The following is a 17,010-nucleotide window of genomic DNA, read 5'->3' as shown; positions in this document are numbered from 1 at the left end:
CTTTTCGACAAATTTTTCCAATTCTCGTGAAGCCGGGCCGAGAGGCATGAAAGAAAAGAGGAAAATCGTGGCCGCGGCGCCGGGCTCGCGCGGCGGGGGCGGCGGCGAAGGACGAGGTGGCGCTGTCGTTGCGGAAGGCGGAGATTCGGCGGTCAGCCGACGGCGCGTACGAGAGGCGCGGCCCCGGACCCCGTGGCATCCAGCGCGTCCGGGCAGGGGCCTGTGGGGCGGGCGTCCTCACGGGCGAGAGTGCGGCCGGTCTCGGGGAAGGCATCGCCCAGAAGCTCGGCCAGGCGTTTGCGCGAGACCGGCTTCAGCGCGACCTCTTCCATCCCGGCCGCGCGGAACCGGGTCAGGTCGGCGGGCAGGGTATGCGCGGTCATGGCGACGATCCGGGGCGGGACGCCGCTTGCCGCGCGGATGCGCCGGGCGGCCTCGACCCCGTCGAGGCGGGGCATGCTGATATCCATCAGGATCACGTCATAGCGCCGGGCCGTGGCCGCCGCCACGCCGTCGATCCCGTCTTCGGCCTCGGTCACGCGATGGCCGAGCCCTTCCAGCAGGCGGCGGGCGACGAAGCGGTTCACGCGGTTGTCCTCGACCACCAGCACGTCAAGCGGCCGGGCCGGAGCGGCAGCGGTCGCCGGGGCGGCGGGCCGGGCGATCCCGCCCCGGGCCTCGGGAAGATCGAGCCGCAGCGTGAAGACGCTGCCCCGGCCCGGGCGGCTCTCGACCGCGATCTCGCCGCCCAGCAGCCCCACATGGCGGGCGACGATGGCAAGTCCCAGCCCGGTACCGCCCGCCTCGCGCCCGTAGGTGGCGTCGACGGTGAAGAAGTCGTCGAAGATGCGGGGCAGATCCTCGGGCGCGATGCCGATCCCGGTATCGGCGACGCGGATCTCGACCCGGCCGTCGGCGGCCCTTGCGGCCGAGATCGTGACCGTGCCGTCGCGGGTGAACTTGACCGCGTTCGAGATCAGGTTGATCAGGATCTGGCGCAGCCGCGGCGCATCGCCCCGGACCTCTTCGAGGCCGGGCGCGATGTCCAGCACCAGCCGGGTGTCGCGCAGTCTGGCCAGCGACTGGTGGATGGCGACCACGCGCCTCAGCTTGGCGGACAGATCGAAGGCCTCGTTGCGGACCTCGGACCGCCCGGCATCCCGGCTCGAGGCTTCCAGCGCGTCCTCGACATGGTGCAGCAGGATCTCGCCCGAGCAGGCCATGACCTCCAGATACTGGCGCTGCTCGGCATCGAGCGGTGTGCGCTGCATCAGGTCCATGGTTCCAAGGAGCCCGTTCAGCGGCGTGCGCATCTCGTGGCTCATCACCGCGACCAGCCGCGACTTGGCCTTCTCGCCCGCGAGCGCCCGGTCGCGCGCCGCGGTCAGTTCGGCCTCGGCGGCCTTGCGGTCCGAAATGTCGCGCAGGAAGCTGACGGAAATCGGGCCGTCCTCGCTGGTGCCATGGGCGACCGAGATCTCGGCGTCGAACCGCTCGCCGGTCTTGCGTTGCAAGGTCATCTCGAACCGGCCGCTCTGGGCTTCGCCGCGCCGGTGCGCCTCCCGGTAGTACGCCCGGGTGGCCATGCGGGCGTCGTGCTTGTCGGGCGGGATCAACAGATCGGTGGCGCTGCGGCCGATGACCTCGTCGCGGGTATAGCCGAAGGTCTGTTCGGCGGCGGCGTTGAATTCCAGCACGCGCCCGTCCTCATCGGTCACGATCACCGCATCGAGCGCGGTCATGACCACGGCATTGAACCGGGAGGAGCTTGCCTGCAGCAATTCGCTGCGGGTGCGCATCTGGCGTGCGAGGCGCAGCAGCGCGCCGATGCCGGCCAGCAGGAGCGAGATCAGCGCCAGGGCGATCAGTGCCAGCGAGCTTTCGAGCCGGTCGATCAGGCCATGCGCGCGAAAGTGGATCTGCATCAGGAGATCGGCGCCATGCGAGGACAGGTCGTGAACGTCGGCCTTTGTGGCGGCCAACTGGTCGATAAGGTCGGGAAGGCGGGTGCGCAGCCCGGCATCGTCGACCGCGACCATCTGGGCGATGTGGCGGGCCGCCTGGTCTATGTGACGGACCTGCTCGCCCAGGCCGAATTCCCGCAAGAGGTCGGAATAGGGGGCCGAGCGGGTCACCAGATCGGCCTGCTGGAGATATGCCGCGACGCCGCCCCTGATCCGTTCCAGCGGAATCATGTCCCGCTGTGCCAGATAGAGCGCGTTCTGCAAGGTGCTGTGTTCGGTTTCGAACCTGGCCAGGGCCGATTGAGCCTCGCCCGCGGTCAGGTCGTGCAGCCGCTCTTCGCGGCCGCGAATGTCCAGCGCCATGGTGCCCATGAGCCCCATCAGCACCGCCATCGAGACCGCCGCCGCCGCGATCTCGATCCGGCCCGAGCCGGTGGGCAGAGCCCGCGCGCGCAGCCAGGCCATCAGTCTGGCGGAAAAATCCAAGGGGGTGCGGACGGGCAGGGGGGCGGCGGACATGACGGAAACCTCGGCGAAAGACGGTCGCGCCGGCCCGTGCGGCGCGCGCCAGCGGTAGCCAGATCAGCGCAACTTTGCGTCAATTTTAAGGAATCTTGCGCGAAAACAGACTGCATGTCCCGTCGGGCAGGCAGGACGGGTCGCGGTGCGGCGACGAGCCCCGCCGGAACAGGGATCGTGTCCGCGTGCGGGGCGCTCCTGTCGGGCGGCGTCCTTGCCGATCAGATTGCGCGCAGGGCTTCGGCCGCGACCGGGTCGGGCGCCAACGGCCGCAGCGCGGGGATCGGGGCCGGCTCGCACTGCCCGGCGAAATAGGCCAACGTGGCGCGCAGCCCCTCTTCCAGCCCGACCGCCGGGGCCCAGCCCAGCAGCCTGCGGGCGCGGGTGATGTCGGGCCGGCGCTGCACCGGGTCGTCGCAGGGCAGCGGGCGGAAGGCCAGCCCCGACCGCGACCCGCTCAGCCGCAGCACCGTTTCGGCGAGGTCGAGCACGCGCATCTCGGCCGGGTTGCCGAGATTGAGCGGCCCGGTCACCTCGGGCGGCGTCGCCATGAAGGCAATCAGCGCCCGGATCATGTCCGAAACGAAGCAGAAGGACCGGGTCTGCCGGCCGTCGCCGTAGATGGTGACCGGCTCTCCCGAAAGCGCCTGCATCGCGAAGTTCGACACGACTCGTCCGTCGCCGGGGCTCATGCCCGGGCCATAGACGTTGAACAGTCGCGCCACCTTGACCGGCAGGCCGTGCAGTCGGCGGAAGTCGAAGATCAGCGTTTCGGCGCAGCGCTTTCCCTCGTCATAGCAGGCGCGGGGGCCGATCGGATTGACATGGCCCCAATAGTCCTCGGTCTGGGGATGCATGATCGGGTCGCCATAGACCTCGGAGGTCGAGGTCTGCAACAGCCGCGCCCCGGTGCTGCGGGCCAGTTCAAGCAGGTTGAGCGTGCCCAGAACCGACGTCTTGACGGTCTGCACCGGATCGCGGGCGTAATGGGCGGGCGAGGCCGGGCAGGCGAGGTTGTAGATCTCGTCCACCTCGATCTGCAGCGCCTGCGTCACGTCTCGGCAAAGCAGCGTGAAGGCCGGATCGCCCCGCAGATGCGCGATGTTGCTTTCGCGCCCGGTGCTGAAATTGTCGAGGCAGATGACCTGATGGCCCCTCGCCAGCAGCGCCTCGCACAGATGGGTGCCGATGAACCCGGCGCCGCCGGTCACGAGGCTGCGTATCGCGGTGTGCTTCAATGGAATGATGCCTGTGCTGTCAGTTGGCGTTTCAAAGCCTGTCGGCATGCGCGCCTCGGGCCTGGCTTGGTCGGGGCGGCGGGCGACAGGCCCGCCAGAGATTTGCCGGCCCGTGCGGACCCCGCGCCGGTCGGTACTGACCCAGCGGCGCCCGGAACGGGGGCGCCGCATCGCAACCCACCCGGTCCCGGCTTCAGGCTGTGCGGAACGTTTCGCTGCGACCGCACAGAGTGTCGCACAGGTTTGCTCAACTTCCAATTAAATTTTACCAATTAGATTCAACCAAGACGTGCATATCGCCTCATCGCCATGATGGCCCTTCCCGTCCCGGCGGCGGCGCATATCGCCGTCAGGCGCCGGACCGGGCCGCGTGCAGGGGCCGGACCCGGCATCGGGTCTCGTTCACCATACCGGCCCCTGACGGCATCTCCATCCCCCGCGTCGGCCCGTGACGCCACGGCCCTCTGCGGCGCCGCGTCGCGCGCTGGGCCGGGCCCGCAAGCGGGCGTCCGACGGGGGCCTGAGCCCTCCGCTTCGGCCTCTGCCCGCAAAAGGGTCTGTCGCGCACCGCACTGGCGCGGAAGAGGGCATTCGCACGTCTTTGGCGAACTCGCGCTTGAAGCGGAGGCCCTTTTCCTTCCATATCGCGGCAGGACCGCAACCTGTCCATTCCCCTGATGGAGGCCTTCCCGTGACCGCCGCCGACCTGCGCGATGCCATCCTGCGTCACCTCGCCTACGAACTGGGCACAGATCCCGGCCATGCCACCCTCCACGACTGGCGGATCGCCCTGTCGCTGGCGGTGCGCGACCGGCTGGTCGACCGCTGGTTCGCCGCCAACAGCGCGACCCGTGCAGCGCAGCCCAAGCGCGTCTATTACCTGTCGATGGAATTCCTGATCGGCCGGTTGCTGGAAGACGCCATCGTCAACCTGCGGCTCGAGGATCAGGCCCGCGGTGCGCTGGCCGATCTGGGGCTCGAGCTTGACGCGGTGGTGCAGAACGAACCCGACGCGGCGCTGGGCAATGGCGGGCTCGGGCGGCTCGCGGCCTGTTTCATGGAATCGCTTGCGACCATCGGCTGCCCGGCCTTCGGTTACGGGATCCGCTATGAAAACGGGCTGTTCCGGCAGTCCTTCCAGGACGGCCGTCAGGTCGAGGAGCCCGAGGACTGGTTGAGTCAGTTCCATGCCTGGGAATTCGAACGCCGCGATGTCAGCCAGGAGATCCGCTTTGGCGGCGAGGTCACCGAGAAGGACGGCCGCGCGGTCTGGACCGGTGCCGAGGCGGTGATCGCGGCGGCCTTCGACACGCCGATCATCGGCTGGAAGGGGCGCTGGGCCAATACTCTGAGGCTGTGGTCGGCGCAGCCGCTCCACGGCTTCGATCTGGCGCGGTTCAACCGCGGCGAATATGCCGCCGCCGCCGAACCCGAGGCGACGGCCCGCACCATCAGCCGCGTGCTTTATCCCGACGACACCACCGGGCAGGGCAAGGAATTGCGGCTGAAGCAGGAATATTTCTTCACCGCCGCGTCGCTGCGCGACATCCTGCGCCGGTTCGAGGAAGAGGGCGGCGCGCTGGCCGATCTGCCCAAGAAGGCCGCGATCCAGCTGAACGACACCCATCCGGCGATTGCCGGGCCGGAACTGGTGCGGCTTCTGCATGACGAACGCGGCATGGCGCTGGACGAGGCCATCGCCACCGCGCGCGGCTGCCTGAGCTACACCAACCACACGCTGATGCCCGAGGCGCTGGAACGCTGGTCCGAGGACCTGATGACCCGGCTCTTGCCGCGCCACATGCAGCTGATCGAACGGATCGACGAGGTCCATGCCGCCGAGATGCCGGGCCGCCGGGTCACGCTGCGCGAGCATGGCGAGGTCAAGATGGGCGAGATCGCCTTCACCATGGCGCACAAGGTCAACGGCGTCTCGGCGCTGCATACGGACCTGATGAAGGAGACAGTCTTTGCCGAGCTGCACCGGCTGCATCCCGACCGGATCGTCAACGAGACGAACGGCGTCACGCCGCGCCGCTGGGTGCTGTCGGCCAACCCGCGCCTCAGCCGGCTGATCACCGACGTGATCGGCGAGGGCTGGGTCGACGATCTGGAACAGCTGCACCAGCTCGAGGCGTCGCTGTCCGATCCCGGGTTTCTCGACGCCTATGCGAAGGCCAAGCGCGAGAACAAGGAGGACTTCGCCGACTGGCTGGCGGCCGAGCAGGGCGTGCGGGTCGATCCCGAGGCGCTGTTCGACGTGCAGATCAAGCGTATCCACGAATACAAGCGCCAGCATCTGAACATCCTCGAAACCGTCGCGCTCTGGCGCGAGATCAAGGCCAATCCGGGCGCGGGCTGGGTGCCCAGGGTCAAGATCTTTGCCGGCAAGGCCGCGCCCGGCTATGTCTTCGCCAAGGAAATCATCCATCTGATCAACGACGTGGCCTCGGTGCTGAACGCCGATCCGGTCACCAGTCCCTATCTCAAGGTGCTGTTCCTGCCGAATTACAATGTCAGCCTCGCCGAGCGGCTGATCCCGGCCGCGGATCTGTCAGAGCAGATCTCGACCGCGGGCAAGGAGGCCTCGGGCACCGGCAACATGAAATTCGCGCTGAACGGGGCGCCGACCATCGGCACGCTCGACGGCGCCAATGTCGAGATCCGCGAGCGGGTGGGCGCGCGCAACTTCTTCCTGTTCGGCATGACCGCGGCCGAGGTCGAGGCGCGCCGGGCCGTGCCCGATCACGCCAGGCTGGCGATCCAGGCCGACCCGCGTCTGGGCGGTGCGCTGAAGGCGATCAGTCAGGGCGCCTTCTCGCCCAAGGACCGGCACCGCTATCGCGGGGTCGTCGCCAACCTGACCGGGCAGGACTATTTCCTGGTCTGTTCCGATTTCACCGCCTATTGGGACGCCCAGCGCCGGGCCGAGGCGGCCTATGCCGATCCGGAGGTCTGGCACCGGATGGCCGCCTGCAACACCGCGCGCTCGGGCTGGTTCTCGTCGGACCGCACGATCCGGGGCTATATGGGCGACATCTGGGGCACCGTGCCTCTGGTCGCGGAATGACGAGACCGTTGCATTTGGGTCCGGCCGTCTTAGGCTTCGGGGCATGAGTTCCGTCCGATCCGCCCCGGCGAAAGACCCGTTTCCGGCCCGCGAGGATGCGCTGCGGCTGCAGGCGGGGCTGCATGACGATCCGTTTTCGGTGCTGGGGCCGCATATGGTCGGCCGCCGCCGGATCGTGGCGGTCTTCCTGCCCGGCGCCGCGACGCTGGAGGCGCTGGTCGAGGGCAAGGCCCATCCGCTGACCCGCCGGGCCGATGCGCCCGACCTGTTCACCGGCGCGGTGCCCGGCAAGGGCGGCTACCGCCTGCGCGCCACCGACGGCACCGGTCAGGCCTGGGAATTCGACGATCCCTACCGCTTCGGCCCGGTAATCGGCGAGATGGACGAATACCTGCTGGGCGAGGGCACGCACCGGCGGATCTGGCAGGTGCTGGGCGCCCATGTCCGCAGCCACGAGGGCGTCGCGGGCACGCATTTCGCGGTCTGGGCGCCGAATGCGCGGCGGGTGTCCGTGGTGGGTCCGTTCAACGCCTGGGACGGGCGCCGCGCGCCGATGCGCCGGCGCGGCACCACCGGCGTCTGGGAGATCTTTCTGCCCGGTATCGGCGAGGGCGCGTGCTACAAGTACGAAATCCTTGGCGGCGACGGCACGGTCCAGCCGCTGAAGGCCGACCCGGTGGGCTTCGGGGCCGAGCATCCGCCGAAGACGGCCAGCGTCGTGCGCGACATCGCGGGCTATGGCTGGCGCGACGATGCCTGGATGACCTACCGCGCGGGCAACAATGCCCGGACCGCGCCGATCTCGGTCTACGAGGTGCATCTGGGCTCGTGGCGGCGCAAGGCGGACGAGGGCAACCGGCCCTTGTCCTACAAGGAGGCGGCCGAAGAGCTGGTCGATTACGCCGCCGACATGGGCTTCACCCATCTCGAATTCCTGCCGCTGTCGGAACATCCCTTCGACGGGTCCTGGGGCTATCAGCCGGTCGGGCTTTTCGCACCGACCGTGCGCCACGGGCCGCCGCACGAGTTCCGCGATCTGGTCGATGCGGCGCACCGCAAGGGGCTGGGGGTCATCCTCGACTGGGTGCCCGCGCATTTCCCGTCCGACCCGCACGGGCTGGAGCGTTTCGACGGCACGGCGCTTTACGAACATGCCGACCCGCGCGAGGGGTTCCACCACGACTGGAACACGCTGATCTACAATTACGGCCGCACCGAGGTCGCGAATTTCCTTTATTCCAACGCGCTTTACTGGCTTGAGGAATACCACATCGACGGGCTCAGGGTCGATGCGGTGGCCTCGATGCTCTATCGCGACTATTCGCGGAAGGCGGGCGAATGGGTGCCGAACGTCCATGGCGGGCGCGAGAACCTCGAAGCCATCGCCATGCTGCAGCGGATGAACGAGGTCGCCTATGGCGAGGTGCCGGGCGTCATGACGGTGGCCGAGGAAAGCACGTCGTTCCCGGGCGTGTCGCGGCCCGTCGACATGGGCGGGCTCGGCTTCGGCTATAAATGGAACATGGGCTGGATGAACGACACGCTCGATTACATCGCGCGCGAACCGGTGCACCGGAAGTTCCATCACCACCAGCTGACCTTCGGGCTGCTTTACGCCTTCTCCGAGAATTTCATCCTGCCGATCAGCCATGACGAGGTGGTGCACGGCAAGGGCTCGATGCTGGCGAAGATGCCGGGCAGCGACTGGGAGAAATTCGCCAATCTGCGCGCCTATTACGGCTTCATGTGGGGCCATCCGGGCAAGAAGCTTCTGTTCATGGGACAGGAATTCGCCCAGCGCGCCGAATGGGACCGCGCGGCCGAGCTTGACTGGGGCGTGCTGGGGGCCGAGTGGCACAGCGGCATGCAGCGGCTGGTGCGGGATCTGAACACGCTTTACCGGGCCACGCCCGCGCTGCATGTGAAGGATTGCGAGGCCGACGGCTTCCGCTGGATCGAGGCCAATGCGGCCGAGATTTCGGTCTATGCCTGGCTGCGGCAGGGGCAGGAGGGCGATCCGCCGGTCGCGGTCGTCTGCAACCTGACGCCGGTCGAACGCAGCGGCGTCCGGCTGGGTCTGCCGCAGGCCGGGCGCTGGCGCGAGGTGATGAATACCGATGCCGCGATCTATGGCGGCGGAAACCGCGGCAATCTGGGCGGCGTTGTCGCGGAAGAGGTGGCACATCAGGGCCTGCCGGCCTCGGCCGAGCTGACGCTGCCGCCGCTGTCGGTGCTGTATCTGATGCCCGGCGAAGATTGACGAGGAGGGAACGATGGAGACGCGTTACAGCAGGCTCGCGGGGCGCAGCATGGCCTTCGTTCTGGCGGGCGGCCGCGGCAGCCGGCTGAACGAGCTGACCGACATGCGGGCCAAGCCCGCGGTCTATTTTGGCGGCAAGACCCGGATCATCGACTTCGCGCTGTCCAACGCGCTGAATTCGGGCATCCGCAAGATGGCGGTCGCGACCCAGTACAAGGCGCATTCGCTGATCCGCCACTGCCAGCGCGGCTGGAACTTCTTCCGGGCCGAGCGCAACGAGTATCTCGACATCCTTCCGGCCAGCCAGCGGGTCTCGGAAAGCCTGTGGTATCAGGGCACGGCCGATGCGGTGACCCAGAATATCGACATCGTCGACAGCTATGGCGTCGATTACGTGCTGATCCTCGCGGGCGATCACATCTACAAGATGGATTACGAAATCATGCTGCGCCACCATGTCGAGACGGGCGCCGACGTGACGGTGGGGTGTCTGACCGTGCCGCGCCAGGACGGCTCGGCCTTCGGGGTGATGAAGGTGGACGAGACCGACCGGATCGTCGAGTTCATCGAAAAGCCGAAGGACCCGCCGGGGATGCCGGGCGATCCCGAGCAATGCCTGGTGTCGATGGGGATCTATGTCTTCGACTGGAAATTCCTGCGCGCGCTGCTGATCGAGGATGCCGATAACCCCGGCTCCAGCCACGATTTCGGCAGCGACCTGATCCCCGGCATCGTCAAGGGCGGCAAGGCGATGGCGCATCGCTTCACCTCGTCCTGCGTCAAGGATCGCGCGGATTCGCCCGCCTACTGGCGCGACGTCGGCACAATCGACGCCTTCTGGAAGGCCAATATCGACCTGACCGACTTTACCCCCGATCTCAATCTCTGGGACAAGAGCTGGCCGATCTGGACCTATTCGGAATCGGTCCCGCCCGCCAAGTTCGTCCATGACGAGGAAGACCGGCGCGGGTCTGCGGTCTCCTCGATGATCTCGGGCGGCTGCGTCATCTCGGGCACCGAGGTGCGCAATTCGCTGCTGTTCACGATGGTCCACACCAACTCCTACGCGGTGCTCGACCATGCGGTGGTGCTGCCCTATGTCGAGGTCGGCCGGCGCGCGCGCCTGAAGAACGTGGTGATCGACCGCGGCGTCGTGATCCCGCAGGGGCTGGTCGTCGGCGAGGACCCGGAAGAGGATGCCAAATGGTTCCGCGTGACCGAGGGCGGGATCACCCTGATAACCCAGTCGATGCTGGACCGGAGGGCGGGCGCATGAGCCTGCGCGTCCTGTCTGTCGCGTCCGAATGCGTGCCGCTGGTCAAGACCGGGGGGCTTGCGGATGTGGCGGGGGCGCTGCCCGGGGCGCTGAAGGCCGAAGGGGTCGAGATGCGGGTGCTGATCCCCGGCTATCCGGCGGTGCTGGCCAGGGCCGACGCGGCCGAGACGGTCTGGGAAAGCCCTGATTTCTTCGGCGGTCCGGCGCGGCTTTACTTCGCCCGCCATGCCGGGCTCGAGCTTTACGTGCTGGAGGCCGCGCATCTTTATGACCGGCCCGGCGGGCCCTATCTCGATGGCGGCGGCAGCGACTGGCCCGACAACGATATCCGCTTCGGCGCGCTTTCGTGGATGGGGGCGCAGATCGGGGCCGAAGGTGCGGGCGACTGGCGCCCCGACCTGATCCAGTGCCATGACTGGCAGGCGGGTCTGGTGCCGCTTTACCTGAAGGCGCGCAGCGTCGATCTGCCGACCGTGATGACGGTCCACAACATCGCCTTTCACGGGCTGATGCCCGCCCAGCGGATGGCCGCGCTGGGGCTGCCGGGCTGGGCCTTTCATCCCGGCGGGATGGAGTTCTATGGTCAGGTTTCTGCGCTGAAGGCGGGGCTGGTCTATGCCTGGAAGGTGACGACCGTCAGCCCGACCTATGCGCGCGAGCTGAGAACGCCCGAATTCGGCGGCGGGCTCGACGGCGTGATCCGGGCGCGGGGGGGCGATGTGCTGGGCATCCTGAACGGCATCGACGAGGCCGACTGGGACCCTGCGACCGACCCCCATGCGGTGCGCTTCAGGCAGCCGCGCGGCAAGGCCAGGGCGCGCACGGCGCTGCTTGAGGAAATGGGCCTGAGCGACGGACCGGGGCCGCTTTGCGTGGTGGTCTCGCGGCTGACCGGGCAGAAGGGGCTCGATCTGCTGTTGCAGGCGCTGCCCGATCTGGTGGCGCGGGGCGGGCGGCTGGCGCTGCTGGGTTCGGGCGAGCCGCCCCTTGAACAGGCCTGGCGCTCGGCCGCGGCCCGGCACGAGGGCGTCGCGGTCCGGATCGGCTATGACGAGGCGCTGGCCCACCGGCTGATCGCGGGGGGCGACGCGATCCTCTTGCCCTCGCGCTTCGAGCCCTGCGGCCTGACCCAGATGTACGGGCTGCGCTATGGCACCATTCCGGTCGTGGCCCGCACCGGCGGGCTGGCCGATACCGTGATCGACGCCAATCCGGCGGCGCTGGCGGCGGGCGTGGCCACCGGCATCCAGTTCGCGCCGGTCACCGCCGAGGCGCTGTCGGTCGCGCTTGACCGGCTGTGCGATCTTCACGCCGATGCCGAGCTTTTCGCGAAACTTCAGCGCAACGCGATGCGCGCGCCCGTGGGCTGGCAGGGCTCTGCCGCCGCCTATGCCCGCCTCTTCCGAGAGATCGTTTCCGCCCCATGACGACGCTGCCCACCACGATCACCGCCGGTTGCCCAAACGCGCTTGGCGCCCGATACGATGGCGAGGGCGTCAATTTCGCGATCTTCTCGGAACATGCCAGCCGGGTGTCGCTGTGCCTCTTCGACGAAACCGGCCGCACCGAGCTTGCCAATATCGACCTGCCCGAACGCACCCACCATGTCTGGCACGGCCGGATCGACGGGCTGCAGCCGGGCCAGCATTACGGCTATCGCATCTCGGGTCCCTACCATCCCGACCAGGGTCACCGCTTCAACCCCAACAAGCTTCTGGTCGATCCCTATGCCCGGCGGATCTCGCGCCAGCCGCGCTGGCACGACGCGCTGATGGGCTATGAGGTCGGCGCGGCCCGGGCCGATCTCAGCTTCGATACGCGCGACAGCGCCCCCTATGCGCCGCGCTCGATCGTGGTGGCGCCGGCCACCGACTGGGGCGACGACGCGCCGCCCGCGACGCCGATGTCGGAAACGGTGATCTACGAGGCCCATGTCAAGGGCCTGACCTGTCGCCACCCCCGGCTGCACGCACCGGGCACGTTTCGCGCGCTGGCCTCGGAGCCGATGCTGGACCATCTGCGCCGCCTCGGCATCACCGCGATCGAGCTTTTGCCGGTGCAGGCCTTCCTCAACGACCGCTTTCTGGTCGAGAAGGGGCTGACGAATTACTGGGGCTACCAGACGCTGGCCTTCTTCGCCCCCGATCCCCGTTACATGGAAACCGGCGATATCGCCGAGTTCCAGCGGACGGTGGCGCGGCTGCATTCGGCCGGGATCGAGGTGCTGCTGGATGTGGTCTACAACCACACCTGCGAAGGCAACGAGATGGGGCCGACGCTGTCGTTTCGCGGCATCGACAATGCCAGCTATTACCGGCTGGCCGACGACCGGCGCTATTACGTCAACGACACCGGCTGCGGCAATACGCTGAATACCGGCCATCCGATGGTGCTGCGGATGGTGATGGACAGCCTGCGCTACTGGGTCGAGACGATGCATGTGGACGGCTTCCGCTTCGATCTGGCGGCGACGCTGGGGCGGGGGCCGGGAGGGTTCGACCCCAATGCCGCGATCTTTCAGGCAATGCGGCAGGACCCGGTCCTGGCCCGGGTCAAGCTGATCGCCGAACCCTGGGATATCGGCCCGGGCGGCTATCAGCTGGGCGCCTTCCCGCCGCCCTTTTCCGAATGGAACGACCGGTTCCGCGACGGGGTGCGGCGGTTCTGGCGCCGCGATCCGGGGCGGGTGCCGGATCTGGCGGCGCGGCTGATGGGCTCGGCGCCGCAATTCGACCATTCGGGTCGTCCCGCGACCTCCAGCGTGAACCTGCTGACCGCCCATGACGGCTTCACGCTGATGGATGTGGTCAGCTACAACGACAAGCATAACGAGGCCAATGGCGAGGACAATCGCGACGGCCATTCGGCGAACTATTCCGACAATATGGGCGTCGAGGGGCCCAGCACCGATCCGGCCGTGACCGCGGCCCGGGCGCAGCGGCGGCGCAACATGATGGCGACGCTGTTTCTCAGCCAGGGCGTGCCGATGATCCTTGCGGGCGACGAGATCGGCCATACCCAGCACGGCAACAACAACGCCTATTGCCAGGACAACGCCACCGCCTGGGTCGACTGGCAGGGCGCCGACGACGCCTTTCTGGCCTTCACCGCGAAATGCATCGCCTTCCGCAAGGCGCACCCGATCCTGCGGCAGAAGCTGTTCCTGCATTCGCGCGAACGCGCGCTTGACGGCATCGAGGATCTGTTCTGGCGCCGCGCCGACGGCGCGCCGATGTGCCGGGCCGACTGGGAAGACCCCGAGCTGCGGCTTCTGGTGGTCGAGTTGCGCACCGCCTCGGGCACGCCGCCCTATGCCGCGCTGGAATACGCGATCGTCGCGGTCTTCAACGCGGGCGAGGCGGTCGAGGTCACGGTGCCCGACGCGCCCGAGGGCCAGGTCTGGAGCCTGCATCTGGACAGCTCGCGCCCCGATCTGGCGCCCGAGCCGGTCGAGGGCCATTTCCAGATGCCCGCCGAGGCCGTGGCGGTTCTGGTGCTGGAAGAGGAGCAGCCGGTTTGACCGCTCTGGCCGTTCTGGCGCAGGCGGCCGGTCTGCTGCCGGTCTATCGCGACCTGACAGGCACCGAGCGCGAGACCCTGCCGGAGACCGCGCAGGCCCTGCTGGCCGCGATGGGACTGCCCGCCGCGACCGAGGCCGAGGCGACCGGGACGCTGGCCGCGTTCGAAGCCGCGCGGGCGGACCGTGTGCTGCCCGACTGGCTGGTCGTGACCGAGGGCACGGCCCCGGTGCTGAGCGTTCCGGCCGAGTGGCGGATCGAGCTTGAGACCGGCGGGCTGATCGAGGGCCGTGCGGAGGATCCGTTGCCCGCGCTGCCGCTGGGCATTCACCGGCTGGTCTCGGTCGGCCAGACGACCACCTTGCTGGCGGCGCCCCCCGCGCTGCCTCTGCCCGAGCGCGGTTGGGGCGTCGTGCTGCCGCTGTACGGGCTGCGCGATGCGGCCACCGGCGGGCTTGGCGATTATGCCGATCTGGCCAGGGCGGTGGCGGGGCTTGGCGGGCTTGGCGCGGGCTTTGTCGGTATCAACCCGATCCATGCGGGCTTTCCGACCGATCCGCGCGCGATCAGCCCCTATTCGCCCTCCAGCCGCCGCCGCTTCAACGTGGCCCATCTGGCGGTGCCCGGCGAGGGAACGCAGGCGGGCGGCGATCTGGTGGACTATCCCGGCGCCATCGCCGCGCGGATGGCGGCGCTGCGCGCGGTCTTCGCCGGTCTCGATGCGGACACGCTGGCCGCGTGCCGCAGGGCGGCCTGCGGTGCCGATCTGGACCGCTTCGCGTTGCATCAGGCGCTGGCCGACCGGTTCGGTCCCTACTGGCCCGACTGGCCCGCCGAGTATCGCAGCCCCGACAGCCCGGCCACGCGTCGCTTCGCCGCCGAGAATGCCGAGGCGGTCGCCTTCCATCTCTGGCTGCAGCTTCAGGCCGAGGGCCAGCTCGACCGGGTCCGCGCCGCAGCGCAGGCGGCGGGGATGGCGCAGGGGCTGTATCTGGACCTGGCGGTCGGAACCCATCCGGGCGGGGCCGAGACCTGGGCCGATCCGGGGCTTTTCGCGCAAGGGGTCTCGCTGGGCGCGCCGCCCGACGCCTTCGCGCCGCAGGGGCAAAGCTGGGGGCTGGCACCCATGGTGCCCGGCGCGCTGGCCGCGCGCGGCTTCCGCCCGCTGGCCGAGATCCTGCGCGCCCAGTTGCGGTTCGCCGGGCTCTTGCGGATCGACCATATCCTTGGCTTCGAGCGCACCTTCTGGGTGCCCGAAGGGGGCGCGCCGGGGGGCTATGTGAAGATGCCGCGCGCGGCACTTCTGGCGGTCGCGCGGATCGAGGCGGCGCGGGCCGGGGCGGTCATTGTTGGCGAGGATCTGGGCAATGTGCCCGAGGGGCTGCGCGAGGATCTGGCGGCCTCGGGGCTTCTGGGCTGTCGGCTGGCGATGTTCGACACCGATCCTGGGTCTTGGCCCGAGCCGGTGCTGGGCAGTTTCGGCAGCCACGATCTGCCGCCCTTCGCCGCCTGGGGCGCGGGGCGCGACATAGACTGGCATCTCAGGCTTGGCCATATCCCGCCCGACCGCGCCGAGGCCCTGAGGACCGCGCGCGCGGGGCAGGCGCAGGCGCTGAGCGTGTGGTCGGGCGGGGTCGGGGTCGATGCCCTGCATGCGGCACTGGCGGCAAGTCCCGCCCGGCTGGTGGCGTTGCAGGTCGAGGACATGCTTGGGGCGACCGAACAGGCCAACCTGCCCGGCACCGTCGACAGCCACCCCAACTGGCGCCGCCGGATCGGTCCGGGGGCCGCCGATCTGGCAGAGTGCGAGCCGGTCCAGCGCGCGGCCCAGATCATGGCACGTGCCGGGCGTTGAGGCCCGTCGACGGCACGCGGTGGGTCGGTCACGCGGAGGCGCGACAAGGACGATGCGGCACCGCGTGACGGACAAGGTCGACATCGTGCCGGAGGGCGGATCGGGACCACGGCCGGGCTGGCGGGGGCATCGCACCCCGCGTCCCGGTCATCGACAAGGCCGGTCGGCCGGATGGCACCCTGACCCGGAGGGCGGCGGACGGGACCTGAACCCCGGCCTATGGATCTGTTGCGAAGGCCGCAGGTCCGCCACAACCTCCTCGGCTCGGCTCGGCTCGGCTCGGCTCGGCTCGGCTCGGCTCGGCTCGGCTCGGCTCGGCTCGGCTCGGCTCGGCTCGGCTCGGCCCGGCCCGTGGCCCCGCCGAAGACGGCCCGGCGGCGTATTGTGGCCTCACACCGTTCGGCCTGCTCTGCCCGTCGAAACGTCCGGCATTCGCTCCGCGGCCCGGAGTTCCGCTTCACCAGCCCTCCGAGGCGCAGACGATGTCCGGCGGGGCGATCCGGGACCGGGGCGCGAAGCCCCGGGCAAGGCGGAGGCAGGGCCTGTCGCCATGGACGGGCCGGGGTCGGCTAGTCGTCCGAGGTCACCAGCCGGAACTCGACCAGTTCCTGCCGGTCGAGGATGTAGATTTCGCCGGGAGGCGTGCGCATCGCGGGTTCCAGCAGGGCGGGGTCGATGCCCATGGCCCGCAGATGCGCCATGACCTCGGCCTGTCCGCGCTGGATGTCGTTGACGGCCATGAAGGCGGGCAGGAAGGTGTTCTCGCCGAAATAGTGCTGGTGCACGCCAAGGCGGCCGCCTTGGGCCACCGTCCGCTCGACCCCGCCGGCGAAGATATAGGGACAGGCCGAAAAACAGATCGCGCCGTCGGCAACCCCGGTGTCGATCTCGCGCTCGCGCAGCTCGCGGCCGATGGCCAGCGCGTCCCGAACCGAACCGCCCGTGCTGTCGAGATTGACGATACGGACCGGTTCACCAGCCTCAGACCGCCGGGACAACTCCTGGGCCACGCGTTCGGCATCGCCCGGTGCGATCTGGCCCGAGACGTTCAGCCGGTCGCCGGTTCCCTCGAAGGCAAGCCGTTCGGCCATGGGGCGTCCGCGCGGCGCGTCGGGACCGGCCGGGTGGCGATCGGGGACATAGGGGCGCACCGACGGACCTGCGGACCCCGGAGAAACCCCCGGCCTTGGAACGACTGAAACGAGATCGATGGCGACAAGAAGGGCCGCGATGCCCGCCTGCACCGCGAGAACGGCCAGGATCGCCCGGCGCAGGCCACGCGCGGAGGACGGCTGCGTGTCGTCCATCGG

At 69.0% G+C, this 17,010-nt stretch carries 9 protein-coding genes; 6 read left to right on the top strand and 3 right to left on the bottom strand.

Going from position 1 to position 17,010, the window contains the following annotated elements; genetic code table 11:
* Positions 1 to 152: 152 nt before the first annotated feature.
* Positions 153 to 2,429, bottom strand: a complete 2,277-nt coding sequence (locus DSD19_RS08455) for a PAS domain-containing hybrid sensor histidine kinase/response regulator (RefSeq protein WP_165828090.1) — start codon at positions 2,427 to 2,429, stop codon at positions 153 to 155.
* Positions 2,430 to 2,704: 275 nt separating this feature from the next.
* Entirely contained in the window at positions 2,705 to 3,769 is a 1,065-nt protein-coding gene (locus DSD19_RS08450) for a UDP-glucuronic acid decarboxylase family protein (protein WP_113669257.1), read from the bottom strand.
* A gap of 643 nt (positions 3,770 to 4,412) precedes the next feature.
* Between DSD19_RS08450 and DSD19_RS08445 the strand changes: the two genes are divergently transcribed.
* The 6 genes from DSD19_RS08445 to DSD19_RS08420 are packed head-to-tail and all read left to right on the top strand — an operon-like array spanning position 4,413 to position 15,700.
* The gene (locus tag DSD19_RS08445) at positions 4,413 to 6,791 is read left to right on the top strand and encodes a glycogen/starch/alpha-glucan phosphorylase (protein ID WP_207802436.1); all 2,379 of its coding nucleotides are present in this window, start codon (positions 4,413 to 4,415) and stop codon (positions 6,789 to 6,791) included.
* A 43-nt stretch (positions 6,792 to 6,834) separates the two neighbouring features.
* The gene (glgB, locus tag DSD19_RS08440; protein ID WP_113669256.1) at positions 6,835 to 9,051 is read left to right on the top strand and encodes a 1,4-alpha-glucan branching protein GlgB; all 2,217 of its coding nucleotides are present in this window, start codon (positions 6,835 to 6,837) and stop codon (positions 9,049 to 9,051) included.
* Positions 9,052 to 9,064: 13 nt separating this feature from the next.
* A complete protein-coding gene (gene glgC, locus DSD19_RS08435) occupies positions 9,065 to 10,327 on the top strand; it encodes a glucose-1-phosphate adenylyltransferase (RefSeq protein WP_113669255.1) in 1,263 nt (420 codons plus the stop codon).
* Positions 10,324 to 11,754: a glycogen synthase GlgA gene (gene glgA / locus DSD19_RS08430; RefSeq protein ID WP_113669254.1), complete on the top strand. Its 1,431-nt coding sequence runs from the start codon at positions 10,324 to 10,326 to the stop codon at positions 11,752 to 11,754. Before glgC ends, glgA begins: the two co-directional genes overlap by 4 nt.
* Positions 11,751 to 13,847 carry a glycogen debranching protein GlgX gene (gene glgX, locus DSD19_RS08425; RefSeq protein ID WP_113669253.1) on the top strand — a complete coding sequence of 699 codons (2,097 nt, stop codon included), beginning with the start codon at positions 11,751 to 11,753 and terminating at the stop codon, positions 13,845 to 13,847. Before glgA ends, glgX begins: the two co-directional genes overlap by 4 nt.
* The gene (locus DSD19_RS08420; protein ID WP_243627830.1) at positions 13,844 to 15,700 is read left to right on the top strand and encodes a 4-alpha-glucanotransferase; all 1,857 of its coding nucleotides are present in this window, start codon (positions 13,844 to 13,846) and stop codon (positions 15,698 to 15,700) included. Before glgX ends, DSD19_RS08420 begins: the two co-directional genes overlap by 4 nt.
* Before the next feature lie 569 nt (positions 15,701 to 16,269).
* Here the strand turns inward: DSD19_RS08420 and DSD19_RS08415 are convergent.
* Positions 16,270 to 17,007: a hypothetical protein gene (locus tag DSD19_RS08415; protein ID WP_113669252.1), complete on the bottom strand. Its 738-nt coding sequence runs from the start codon at positions 17,005 to 17,007 to the stop codon at positions 16,270 to 16,272.
* Positions 17,008 to 17,010: the final 3 nt, after the last annotated feature.

The organism is Rhodovulum sp. BSW8 (assembly GCF_003314725.1).
In the GTDB taxonomy this organism is placed as follows: Bacteria; Pseudomonadota; Alphaproteobacteria; order Rhodobacterales; family Rhodobacteraceae; genus Rhodovulum; species Rhodovulum visakhapatnamense.
The sequence above is the reverse complement of the archived record's forward strand: the minus strand, read 5'-3'. Positions and strand labels throughout refer to the sequence as shown.

Bases quoted from the DNA above. Each gene is read 5' to 3' on its own strand.
- DSD19_RS08455 (WP_165828090.1), bottom strand. From the start codon at position 2,429: ATGGCCTGGCTGCGCGCGCGGGCTCTGCCCACCGGCTCGGGCCGGATC.
- DSD19_RS08450 (WP_113669257.1), bottom strand. From the start codon at position 3,769: ATGCCGACAGGCTTTGAAACGCCAACTGACAGCACAGGCATCATTCCA.
- glgB (WP_113669256.1), top strand. From the start codon at position 6,835: ATGAGTTCCGTCCGATCCGCCCCGGCGAAAGACCCGTTTCCGGCCCGC.
- glgC (WP_113669255.1), top strand. From the start codon at position 9,065: ATGGAGACGCGTTACAGCAGGCTCGCGGGGCGCAGCATGGCCTTCGTT.
- glgA (WP_113669254.1), top strand. From the start codon at position 10,324: ATGAGCCTGCGCGTCCTGTCTGTCGCGTCCGAATGCGTGCCGCTGGTC.
- glgX (WP_113669253.1), top strand. From the start codon at position 11,751: ATGACGACGCTGCCCACCACGATCACCGCCGGTTGCCCAAACGCGCTT.
- DSD19_RS08415 (WP_113669252.1), bottom strand. From the start codon at position 17,007: ATGGACGACACGCAGCCGTCCTCCGCGCGTGGCCTGCGCCGGGCGATC.